This window comes from Robinsoniella sp. (assembly GCF_034124845.1).
This window is the reverse complement of record NZ_JAWYAJ010000160.1, coordinates 1-12050: the sequence shown is the minus strand read 5'-3', so window position 1 is coordinate 12050 and position 12050 is coordinate 1. Positions and strand designations below refer to the sequence as shown.

Here is a 12050-nt window from a genome sequence, read left to right as displayed (position 1 = left end):
GGCAATATACCAGACAGACATGGGATGAGTGGTATCTATTGGCTAAAGAGTACTTCCGGATAAACCAGAATCTGAAAATACCGATGAAATATAAAACGGATAACGGATATTTATTGGGACGTTGGATTGAACGTCAGAGAGCGGCTTATCACCAAAAAGGCGTATACAGAATTGATGACCGGAAAATCTACATGTTGAACCAGATTGGAATGGTGTGGTCACTGGGAATCAGGACGGAATGGGAGATCTGGTACCACTACATAAAGGATTATTATTATGAAAACGGGAATATTGAGATTCCCAGAAATTATATGTACCGGCATCAGCCTCTGGGAGAATGGGTCAGCTACCAGAGAAAGCGCTACCGGCAAGGCAAAATAAGCCAGAAACAGCAGTTAAAGCTGGAAACATTGGGGATGAAGTGGCAATTACGGGTCAGAAGAGAATGGGATGATTGGTATCAGGAGGCAAAAGCATATTACGAAGAATACGGGAACCTGGACATCCCGCTGGATTATTTAACGAGAGATGGAAACCGATTGGGGATGTGGATTAATATTCAAAGGGAAATAAGGAGAGGAACCCGGCCCACGTACCTGGATGAGCAGAAGATCAGCCGGTTAAATCAGATTGGAATGCTCTGGGGGTTACGCAGTATGCGGCAGACGGAGAAACAGGTGAATCTGCTTGCAAGCGGCTGACCGATTCAATATAAATACAGAAGGTAGATAGAGAACAGAAATGTATCAGAAAAATTTGAATAGTTGGATAAAGCACCTGGATTTTTTAGTCATAGATTTAATATGTGTGGAGTCGGCACTGGCACTTGCTTACATACTACGTTTTGGAAATCATTTGTTTTTTGAGAGAACGATATATTTTGAAGCTGCAATCACGCTGATATTTATTGACGGTTTCACGGCTTTGTTTTGGGGAAGCTACAAGGACATTTTAAGAAGAGGATATTTGAAAGAAGCACAGGCTACGCTGCACCATACCACATGTGTAATGGTAAGCTTTTTACTGTATCTTTATTTTGCAGAAAACACAAATATGTATTCCAGATATATCTTTTTATTGATGTATGGTATTTTCCCCGTATTTAGCTACGGTTTAAGATGTATTCGTAAATATTACTTAAAGCATTCTTTAAATTCAAATAGCAGACAGGTAAAACGAAATATATTACTCATTGTATCAGAAGAAAATGCAACGGAGATCATTAAATGCCTGCGGGCAAATAATTTTGGAAAATTTTCTATTACAGGATTGATTTTAATGGAAAATTCTATGGATTTGAAACAGGTGGAAAATATTCCGGTAGTGGCAGGAGAAGATAATGCATTAGCGTATATCAAAGAAAATTGGGTGGATGAGGTATTTATTAATCTGCCTAAAACATTAATTCTGCCCCAGGCACTGTTGGATGGCTGCGTTGAAATGGGTATAACAGTACATATAAACTTGATTAATACAACAAATTTGAATACCAACCAGATTGTTGAACAATTCGGAGGCTATACGGTCTTATCCAGTTCGGTAAATATGGTGACAGAAGGACAGTTATTGGGAAAAAGGCTTGTGGATATAGCCGGAGGTATTGTGGGTCTGGTGATAACCGCGGTTATGGTTGTAATCATTGGTCCGGTTATATATTTCAGCTCTCCCGGACCAATCTTTTTTCCCAGGTCAGAATAGGTAAAAATGGACGCCAGTTCCGCATTTATAAGTTCAGATCCATGTATATGGATGCAGAGCAAAGAAAAAAAGAATTAATAAATCAAAACCATATCAAAGAGAATCTGATGTTTAAAATAAAGAAAGATCCACGGATTATTAAGGGGATCGGAACCTTTATACGAAAGACTTCCATAGATGAACTTCCACAATTCTGGAATGTACTAAAGGGGGATATGAGTCTCGTTGGTACCCGTCCTCCCACATTAGACGAATGGGAAAGATATCAGTTGCATCATCGAAAACGGATTGCAATCAAACCTGGAATTACGGGGTTGTGGCAGGTAAGCGGAAGAAGTAATATTGATAATTTTGAAGAGGTTGTAAAGCTGGATGTCAGCTACATTATGCAGTGGTCCATTGCACTGGATCTTAAGATTTTAGTAAAAACAATCTGGGTAGTGATCAGGGGAGTGGGATCTGAGTAACCGGTCAGTGGGAAGAAATAATAATTCGTTTCAGACTTATAAACACATTAAGGTTAAATGAGGAGGTACTCATGATAAAAATATGTTTTGCCGCTTCCAGCGGCGGCCATTTGGAACAGCTGATGATGTTGAAAAAACTCATGAAAAAATATAACAGCTTCGTTTTGACAGAGAAGACGTTATATACGGTGGAGAACGAAGATATAAAAACTTATTATCTGCAGCAGGTAAACAGGAAAGAGAAAACATTCTTTCTGAGAATGGCAGCTAATTTTATCTATACCCTATATATCTGGATTAAAGAAAAGCCGGATATCGTAATCAGCACCGGTGTATTATCCACGATCCCGGTATGTATGCTGGCAAAGATTTTTCGCAAGAAAATAATCTATATTGAGTCTTTTGCCAAAGTCAGTTCCCCAACGGAAACCGGCAAACTGATATATAAATTTGCTGATCAGTTTTTAGTCCAGTTGCAGCAGATGACGGATATATATCAAAAGGCAATCTATAAAGTCGGAATTTATTAGAAGGTGGGATGACAAATGATATTTGTTACTTTGGGATCGCAGAAATTCCAATTTGACCGTCTCTTAAAGGAGATAGATCGATTGATAAAAACAGGAAGGATAACCGAAGAGGTGTTTGCACAGACCGGTTATAGCACTTACCAGCCAAAATATTTTCTATACAAGAACTTTTTGAACCGGGAAGAATTTAAAAAATGTATTGAAAAAAGCAGTTTTGTAATTACCCATGGAGGAACAGGAGCGATTATCAGTTCTTTGAAAATAGGGAAAAAGGTAATTGCCGTTCCCCGCAGGGGGGAATTTGGTGAGCATGTGGATAATCATCAATTACAGCTTCTCGTGCAATTTGATGAATTGAACTTAGTGTCTGCATGTTATGAACTGAATGATCTTGAAGATCATTTAATTGGGATCGGCAATCTGGAATTTGCTGCCTATCATTCCAATACAGAGAAGATTGTGGCAAGCATTGACCAGTTTTTAAGCAGTATATCGTGAGGGATGACATTGAAAAAGGTAAAAAAATACGCTGAGTATCTTATAACAAAAATACGGGTTGTTTTTAAGCAGAGAAAATATCTTTATGACAATACGGTGATCAAATATATGTATGAGAATCGTAGAAGAAAAGACCTTATTATTGTATTCAGCTCCTGTACCAGAAAAGGAATCAAAGCCAGATATAATTATGTGCGGACGTTGAAAAATATGGAGTTAGATCAATTGTTTATATTAGATGATTACGGGATTGATGGCAGGGGGATCTATTATCTGGGAAAGGGTATGGACTTTTTTGTGGAAAGGGCAGTTAGCCATTTGATCAGCCATATTACTTCCGGGCATCACTACCGGAAAATCATTTTTGCAGGTTCCAGTAAAGGCGGCTATGGTGCACTGAACTTTGGGCTGCAGTATCCGGGAAGTTATATTATTGCCGGCTCTCCCCAATATCATCTTGGGAGTTATCTGATGGATCCGGACAATCACCTGGATGATACGCTAACATACATAGCGGGTAAAAGCCGCGAATCCATTTCAAAGGCAGCAGTAAAGTACTTGGACTCACACTTATATTGTAAAATTCAAAATTATAAATCATATAAATCTTCTGTAAATATTTTTCTGTTTTATTCCCGGGAAGAACGTACCTATCAGGAGCATATAAAAGATTTAATCATTGATTTGAAAGAGAATGGGTTTTATCTGCAGGAAGATGTTGGGGAATATAAAAATCACTCTGATGTCAGTCTTCATTTTCCAGGATATTTAAAGACTGCAGTTCAATTAATCATAGATAGTGAGGAATGTTATGAAAAAGGTTAGTGTAATAGTACCGGTTTATAATGCCGACAAATATTTAACAAAATGTTTAATGTCTTTGGTTAATCAAACGCTGAAGCATATAGAAATTATTATTGTAAATGATGGGTCAACGGATGATTCACAAGAAATTATCGATCATTTCCAGAAAAAATACCCGGATAAAATCTCATCTATGGTCAGGAAAAACGGCGGTCAGGCATCCGCCAGAAACCAGGCTTTGACAATTTGCAGCGGGGAGTATGTAGGATTCTGTGATGCAGATGATTTTGTTGAACCCGATATGTTTCAAAAAATGTATGATAAGGCAAAAAAAACGAAAGCCGATTATGTAGCCTGTGGATACAAAGAAATTGTAGTGGATGGCGGGATTCAAACCATGCGGCGAAAATACGTAGGTGGAAAAAGGTGCTGCAGCCAAAAGGAAATGTTTATTGATCCGTTAGTGAATCCGTTTATTTCCATTTACAGAAGGGCTGTTTTAGAGGAAGCGGGTACACAGTTTCCGGAAGGATTGATCTATGAAGATACCGCATTTTACTTAAATACGATTCCCTATATCAGACACATGGCATATATAGAGGAAGCTTTGGCTTGCCGGACCATCCGGAAGGATTCTACGATGGCAACAACCCAGGCGGTTAAAATTGCTCAAATGCTTCAAATCATTCAATTAATCTATGACAATTATAAAGAAAGAGGGTTTCTGAATTTATATCAGAAGGAGCTGGAATATTTTTGTGTCAAAATCTTATTTTGCAGTTCGCTGAACAGAATCAGCTTTATTGATTGTAAGCAGGAAAGGAATGAACTGGTAAAAAATACTTATCATTTGGCAGGTGTCTTATTTCCCGATTATAAAAAGAACTGCTATCTTCAAAAAAACATAATAGGTATTTATATAAAGGTAATTACGAAAACAACATTACCTTTCATCGTGCAGGCACTGCGTATAAAGTATAAAGTAAAGAAAAGTCATTTATAGGAGATGTTTTACATGAAGATTTCAGTAGTAATGGCCACATATAATGGAGAAGAATATTTGCTGGAACAATTAAAATCACTGCTGAACCAAAGCCTGAAAATAGATGAAGTTATTATAGCCGATGACGGTTCTATGGATGGGACAGCTGTGATAATAAACGAGTTTATAAGGTTAAATGATTTACAGGATACCTGGTTTTTTTATCAGAACAGCCATAATTTGGGGTATGCCGATAATTTTTATTATGCCTTACAGCGGGCCGGCGGGGATATTATTTTCTTTTGTGACCAAGATGATATCTGGTTAGAAGATAAGGTGCATGTGATGCATGATATATTGAACCAAAAACCTCAAATCCAGCTGCTTTGTTCGGATTACGAACCCCTTGTATCCTCTTCGAATCCCCCGGCAGTTGATAAGAAAACATTAAGAAGCATGCAAAACAGCGGAGAATTAGAACAAATAAAACTAAACCGCAAAAATATTCATTTAGGCAGGCTGGGGTGCGTCATGTGCATCAGAAAAAGTTTTCGGGATAAAATTAAGCCTTATTGGTTTTCCGGCTGGGCACATGATGAATATGTGTGGAAGTTAGCCCAATGTGAAGACGGCTGCTACATTTATCATAAACCATTAATATTGCGCAGGCTTCATAACCACAACGTGTCTATGAAAAAAATGCATGAATTAGACAAGAGAATCCGGTTTCTGGATCTTCTTCTAAAAAGCTACAAGTCGGCTTATAGATATGTAGAACAGGAAAAGAGAAGCAGCAGGGGGCTGCATATGTTCCAAAAAAATATAAAGGCGGCTAAACTCAGAGTGGAATTACTTAGGGATCGTAAACTGCTAAACAGTATTAGACTTGTGAGATACCTGGGATATTATCAATACAGGAGATCTATTCTAATAGAACCATGTTTATTAATAAAGCATTCCCGGATAAAGGGGTCAGGCTGATGAAAAACAAGAAATTATTTATTTCTATGCATACCCTGGGGATCTGGCTGATATTTGGTGTTTTCTTTATGCCTGATTACTTTGGAATTAAGATTGGCTTTGCATTACATACCCAGCGGCTTGTTTTGATCTTGATCTGGTTCTGTATATTTCGGAACAGATCAAGAAAGATGGATTTTCTCTATACAATCAGGGCATTTCCCCATAACAGGCTTATATTTGCTTATCTGGCGGTCTGTCTGTATACGGCGTTGTTGCGGGGAGATGTAGGGACTTTTTTGTATCCGCTGTTTGATAACATACTATTGTTTTACACGATGGTATATCTGTTAAAAAATGATATAACCTTATCTGAAATGATTGCATATATTCTAAAATTTGCATGGATACTTTGTATCCTGGGAATTTTTGAGTATATTTTTAAATTTTCAATTTTTGCAAAAATGGAAGTGATACCGGGAATGTACAGCGGGATGGCTTATCGGGACGGAGTATTTCGTATTACAGGTCCTGCACATCATCCTATCGGATATGGTTTGTTTTTATTAATTGTATTTCCCTTATCCTGCTGGGATCGGTCAAAACAGGAAATAAATTTATTCCACAAACCGCTGTTTCTCATTCTGGTCGGAATAAATATCTATCTGACAGGCTCCAGATCCAGTCTGGGACTATTTGGATTGGAAGCAGTTGTTCTGCTCCTGGTAAGTGCGAAAGAAAGAGTCCGTTTGAACATCCTGATTGTGGGGTATACGACAATTATTTTTCTGGGCGTTTCGCTGCTGTTTTATCAGACGGCTCCCATGCAGGCAATTTGGAGTGCAATTACAAAAAGCATTGACGGTGCGTTCGGCACCTCTTTATCTGAGATGTTGGGATTTGATAAATCAGCGGTAATGGACAGTACCTTATATAGAAAGGAACTGCCAAAAATCTTTAGACTGGACTGGCTGAACCCACTTCTTGGCAGAGGGAGCAGCTATAATTTCAGCTGGGTTTCGAATGGTTATTGGATTCAATCCATAGATAATTTTTATGTGAAACAGTATATTGCCATTGCCTATCCTGGACTCATCACTTTTGTATTGATGTCAGCGGCGTTTTTGTGGGACATGCTCAGAAGTTTAGTAAGATATCCCGATCCTCTATTGAAAATAAGTCTGATTATTTGTGCATGTTATTTTATCAATTTATGGTGGGTGGATTCCTTAGGGACGCTGGATTATGTATTTTGTTTATTTGCCGCAGCGTTTGTAAAATGCCAGTATTACAGAAACCACGCTCTAAAATATAAGGACAAAATAAGATTGCGAGAGGTATCATATGCAAACCAAAGTAAGGATTAAAAATTTAGATTTCGTCAGAGGTATCAGTACACTTGGTATTGTATTTTATCACTGGTCCTGTTCCTTTTACCAGCATGGTATTACAGATTCATCAGGCATGTATCAGATCTTTTATTCTCTATTTGGCATAGACTGGGGGAGAATTGCAGTTACCATGTTCTTTGTATTATCCGGTGCTGCGATGTATTATAACTACCGCCCCAGGGTAAAAGATTATAAGAAATTTTACATAAAACGGTGGCTGAGTATTTTTCCGGAATTTTACCTGGCATTTTTTGCAATGTATCTGTTTTATATCTGGAAATATAGAGATATATTCTATAAAGGCAATCCCTGGTCCTTTCTTTATTCCCTGGTTGGAATGGATGGATACCTTTTATACAGAGGGGATAACTACTATATACTGGGTGAGTGGTTTTTAGGAGCAATTATCTTTTTATATTTACTTTTTCCTGTCTTTCTTAAAATATTTGAAAGATGGATGCTGCAGGGTACAGTGGTCATTCTGTTATTGTATGAAATCAATTTAGCTGTATCTCCATTTAAAATTTCTGACTGGAATCATCCGCTTACATGCTTATTAGCTTTTTGGATCGGGATGATTTTTATAAAATATAAAGATGCTCTCTCATGGAGGCGGATCGTGGCGGGGATACTTTTCTGTGTGGTAATGGTCTTTATGCAAAAGCGTTTAAACAGTATTGTTGTAAGTCAGGCGGTTGGGATTTTGTTATTCTTGATCCTTTTTAAAATTCCCTTTAAGAAGGAAAATTTTATGCACAGGATAATCAAGCGGATATCCCTCATCAGCTATTCCATTTTTTTAGTACACCACGTCATCATTAACACCATCATGCCAAGGTTTTCCGGAAAGCAGCTGCATCCATTTATGAGCTTTATGACGCTGGTATTGGTTTTTGTGCTAACCATTCCGGCAGCCAGCTGCCTTCATTTGGCAGGCAGTAAAATTAGAAAATTTATTGAGCAAGACAGATAAAATGCAAAGGGATGTGATGAAGTTGAATAAGCGTATTGCAGTGCTTATAGCGACCTACAATGGAGGAAAATACATAGAAGATCTGTTGAAATCTCTGTTAAACCAGACGTTTCAGGATTTCGAATGCCTGATTCATGACGATGGATCCGGCGATGGTACACAAACCATTCTGAACCAATACAGCCGGAGGTATCCGGATAAATTTCAGATATTGGAATATCAGCCTATGGGCAGGTCTAATAAAAATTTTTATTCATTAATGCAAAAAGCAGATCATCCATACGTGATGTTCTGCGATCAGGATGATGTCTGGTTAGAGGATAAAATCAAACGGTCTTATGAAACGATAAAAAGACTGGAAGATAAATATGGAGCAGATAAACCGATCGCAGCTTTTTCTGACTTAATCGTTGTGGATCAGGAATTAAATACCATTCATCCGTCATTTTTCCAATATTCCGATATAAATCCGGACAGGTTTAGTCTGCCACAGCTGATGACAGGTAATATAGCCGCAGGTTGTTCGATGATTATCAACCGGAAATTAAACCGGACGGCATCTTCAGATTCAGACAATCCTGTCATGCATGACTGGTGGTGTATGCAGATTGCTTCGGCTCTGGGGTATATAAAACGGATTCCTTCACCACCCATGATTTTATACAGACAGCATGCAGATAATGTTGTTGGTTCTGCGGAATTTAAGAAAGCCAGAAATCTGTTTCACAAGCTGCAAAATAAAATTCTGAATCTGGGAAGCGCAGCACCTTCTTCCTATCTAAAAATGCAGAGAAACAACGCTTTAATGCTGGCAGCAATTATCGGAGAGGATTGTAGGTGGTATGAATTTTTAAATCAGTTTGCCCATATTTCAACTAAGAAAAAGACAGAGAGAATCGCATTTTATCAAAAATATAATCTGATTAATCCACATAGCTGTAAGTGCTGGATCCTGTTATGGGTATGATATGTCAGAAGGGGATCATTGGATTCCGGAAAGGTGAAATCTATGAAAATATTACATATAAGCAGCGGTGCACCACTGGATTACCGGGGAGGAATACAAAATTATGTAAGAACTCTGGCTAAGGCACAGCATGAAAAAGGAGATGAAGTCTATGTGCTTGGGGACAGCAGTAAGGAGGAATATGAGTTCAAGCTGGATTCGTATAATCCCAGCTGTAAAGTAGTACGGCTTGGAATGCTGAAAGATCCGGAACAGCTGCGTCTTCTAAAGGATTTCTTTGAGAAGAACAGGTTTGATTTGATCCATATTCATATGATGATGAATATAGATTGGGATATCTGCAGTATCTTAAAGGATTACCGGTACATAGTGAGCTTACACGATTATTTCTTTATCTGTCCACGTGTAAATATGATGAAACCGGACCGGTCACTCTGCCAAAGAAGGAACGGAGAACAGTGCAGAAAATGTGTCAGTTACTGGGAACAGGCAGCAGTTCTGAGAAAGCCCTATAATCTGGCAAGAAAGCTGTTGAAAAAGCCTTTGCTGAAAGCGCCTTATCTGCCTCAGAAAATTACAGATATCCGATTTGCGAAGTTTAAAGAGCTGCTGGAAAATGCCAGTCTTCTGATACCCGTTTCGAAAAGAGTGGAAGCAATCTTTCGGGATTCCGGAATCAATGGGAGTTATGAGACGCTATATATTGGAAACACATCAGCGTATTCTTTTAAAGAAGAAAGATCCACGGGTGGAGAATCCAACCGGAAGATAATTGTTGCCATGATTGGCAGTTTTGTTTTTATTAAGGGAGCGGAACAGTTTATTAAGATTGCAAATAAACTGGATAGGGATAAATACGAGCTTCATTTCTGGGGAAATTGCCAGGAGTATGAAGAGCAGATGAGAGATGCGGGGATTAGGAATCACGGTAAATATGATCCGGATGATCTGGAAAAGATCCTCTCTGCCATAGATATCGGATGCATACTGCCGGTGTGGGAAGATAATGCTCCGCAGGTGGTTATGGAACTGTTAAACAACCGCGTTCCAGTGGTTGCCACGAAAATGGGCGGGATACCAGAGTTCATTAATGAAAGCAATGGTTATTTATATGACCCTTATTCAGAAGAATCATTTGGAAAGTTATTAGATTTTTTTGGAAATCTTACTCTTGAGCGTATCCGGGAAATGTCCCGGGAAATACAGCGTACTTTAACACCGGATGAGCATCTGGAGCAGCTGCAAACAGTTTATAAGAAAGTCTTAGCGAATCATTTATGAAAGCACAAAAGAGTATAAAAAAGAATTACATATACAATGTCAGCTATCAGATATTGACTTTGCTTACCCCATTTATAACCACCCCCTATATTTCCCGTGTTCTTGGGGCAGAAGGAATCGGTACATACAGTTATTCCAATTCGATTGTTTCATATTTCATACTGGTTGCTGTACTGGGACTGCACACGTATGGACAGAGGGAAGCAGCCTACTCTCAGGATGACCGTGTAAAGATAAGCGGAATTTTTTGGGAAACAACTATTTTTAAACTGATTACGTCGGTAATCAGTTTGTCCGCATATTTTATTTTTATTTCCTTTTTCAGAAATAACCGTGGGGTATTTTTGATCCAGTCTATCACAATTTTAGCAACAGCCCTTGACATATCCTGGTTTTTCCAGGGGCTTGAGGAATTTGGGAAGATTGCTCTGCGAAACTGCGGTTTTAAGGTTTTAAATATTGCATATATCTTTCTGTTTGTGAAAAGCAAAGAGGATATCCTGACTTATATCTTTGGGATTGCAGCCCTGACTTTAGCCGGGAATATATCCATGTGGAGCTATTTACCGAAATATCTGGTGAAGATCAGATTACGGGATATTAAGGTTTTTCGTAATGCCAGAGATATTATCCAGCTCTTTATTCCCACGGTTGCGATACAGATTTATACCGTTCTGGATAAAACAATGATCGGTATGTATGCCAGCTCTTACAGTGAAAATGGATTTTATGAACAGGCTGAGCGATTATCAAAAATGGCTCTTATGATTATCACTTCTCTGGGAACGGTGATGTCTCCCCGGATTGCTTATACCTACATCAAAAAAGATATTGAAAAACTGCAGTATTATATGTACCGCTCTTACCGCTTTGTATGGTTTATGGCAATTCCGATTATGTTTGGGCTGATTGCCGTGGCGGATCTGGTCGTACCGTGGTTTTATGGACCGGGGTATGAAAGGTGTGTTATTTTAATTCGAATATTTAGTATTTTGGTCTTGGCTATTGGATTGAGTAATGTAACCGGAATGCAGCTGCTGATTCCCATTAAAAAGCAAAATGTTTTTACCATTACGGTGCTGGCTGGTGCGGTTGTAAATTTAATAATAAATCTATTTCTGATACCAAAGTATTTTGCGGTGGGTGCAGCAGTGGCTTCTATCGCAGCAGAGTTCATGGTAACTGCAATTCAATTTGTCTATGTGGTTCAGATAAAGAAACTTTTTACCTATAGGGGCATATTCCGGTATTCTGGCAGGTATTTTCTGTGCGGTGGAACGATGTATGCAACCGTCACTGTTATGAAACCGTTTTTAAAGCCGGATGCAGCGGGAACCTTTTTTGCCGTTATAATGGGCGGAATCATATATTTTGGAATGCTGTTCCTCTGGAAAGATGATTTTGTAACTGCATTATGCAAAAAAGCAGTTCGCTTAGGGAGAAAAAAGAGTGAAAAATAAACCAGATTTTAAGCCGACTTGAACTAAGGGGTATTCCCC

Annotated in this window: 13 protein-coding genes; all 13 read left to right on the top strand. The window is 38.6% G+C overall.

The window, feature by feature from the left end; translation table 11 throughout:
- Window positions 1–701, top strand: a 701-nt coding sequence (locus ACH2DQ_RS07670; RefSeq protein ID WP_395026219.1) for a helicase associated domain-containing protein, incomplete at its 5' end; no start/stop codon positions are given.
- A 40-nt stretch (window positions 702–741) separates the two neighbouring features.
- Entirely contained in the window at window positions 742–1698 is a 957-nt protein-coding gene (locus ACH2DQ_RS07665) for a hypothetical protein (RefSeq protein ID WP_395026217.1), read from the top strand.
- Window positions 1653–2165 carry a sugar transferase gene (locus tag ACH2DQ_RS07660; protein WP_395026221.1) on the top strand — a complete coding sequence of 171 codons (513 nt, stop codon included), beginning with the start codon at window positions 1653–1655 and terminating at the stop codon, window positions 2163–2165. Before ACH2DQ_RS07665 ends, ACH2DQ_RS07660 begins: the two co-directional genes overlap by 46 nt.
- A gap of 71 nt (window positions 2166–2236) precedes the next feature.
- Window positions 2237–2695 carry a PssD/Cps14F family polysaccharide biosynthesis glycosyltransferase gene (pssD, locus tag ACH2DQ_RS07655; RefSeq protein WP_395026215.1) on the top strand — a complete coding sequence of 153 codons (459 nt, stop codon included), beginning with the start codon at window positions 2237–2239 and terminating at the stop codon, window positions 2693–2695.
- A 15-nt stretch (window positions 2696–2710) separates the two neighbouring features.
- Window positions 2711–3193 (top strand): PssE/Cps14G family polysaccharide biosynthesis glycosyltransferase, encoded by a 483-nt coding sequence (gene pssE, locus ACH2DQ_RS07650; protein ID WP_394912182.1) that lies wholly within the window; start codon window positions 2711–2713, stop codon window positions 3191–3193.
- A 9-nt stretch (window positions 3194–3202) separates the two neighbouring features.
- The gene (locus ACH2DQ_RS07645) at window positions 3203–4018 is read left to right on the top strand and encodes a hypothetical protein (RefSeq protein WP_394912181.1); all 816 of its coding nucleotides are present in this window, start codon (window positions 3203–3205) and stop codon (window positions 4016–4018) included.
- Window positions 4005–5000, top strand: a complete 996-nt coding sequence (locus tag ACH2DQ_RS07640; RefSeq protein ID WP_394912180.1) for a glycosyltransferase family 2 protein — start codon at window positions 4005–4007, stop codon at window positions 4998–5000. The genes ACH2DQ_RS07645 and ACH2DQ_RS07640 overlap by 14 nt, the downstream gene beginning before the upstream one ends.
- A gap of 12 nt (window positions 5001–5012) precedes the next feature.
- Window positions 5013–5960, top strand: coding sequence for a glycosyltransferase family 2 protein (locus ACH2DQ_RS07635; protein ID WP_394912179.1), 948 nt, complete (start codon window positions 5013–5015; stop codon window positions 5958–5960).
- Window positions 5960–7306 carry a hypothetical protein gene (locus ACH2DQ_RS07630; RefSeq protein WP_394912178.1) on the top strand — a complete coding sequence of 449 codons (1347 nt, stop codon included), beginning with the start codon at window positions 5960–5962 and terminating at the stop codon, window positions 7304–7306. The genes ACH2DQ_RS07635 and ACH2DQ_RS07630 overlap by 1 nt, the downstream gene beginning before the upstream one ends.
- Window positions 7284–8303: an acyltransferase family protein gene (locus ACH2DQ_RS07625; RefSeq protein ID WP_394912177.1), complete on the top strand. Its 1020-nt coding sequence runs from the start codon at window positions 7284–7286 to the stop codon at window positions 8301–8303. Before ACH2DQ_RS07630 ends, ACH2DQ_RS07625 begins: the two co-directional genes overlap by 23 nt.
- 22 nt (window positions 8304–8325) lie before the next feature.
- Window positions 8326–9270, top strand: a complete 945-nt coding sequence (locus ACH2DQ_RS07620; protein WP_394912176.1) for a glycosyltransferase family 2 protein — start codon at window positions 8326–8328, stop codon at window positions 9268–9270.
- Window positions 9271–9312: 42 nt separating this feature from the next.
- Entirely contained in the window at window positions 9313–10551 is a 1239-nt protein-coding gene (locus tag ACH2DQ_RS07615; protein ID WP_395026210.1) for a glycosyltransferase, read from the top strand.
- A complete protein-coding gene (locus ACH2DQ_RS07610; RefSeq protein ID WP_394912174.1) occupies window positions 10548–12011 on the top strand; it encodes a flippase in 1464 nt (487 codons plus the stop codon). The genes ACH2DQ_RS07615 and ACH2DQ_RS07610 overlap by 4 nt, the downstream gene beginning before the upstream one ends.
- Window positions 12012–12050 lie beyond the last annotated feature (39 nt).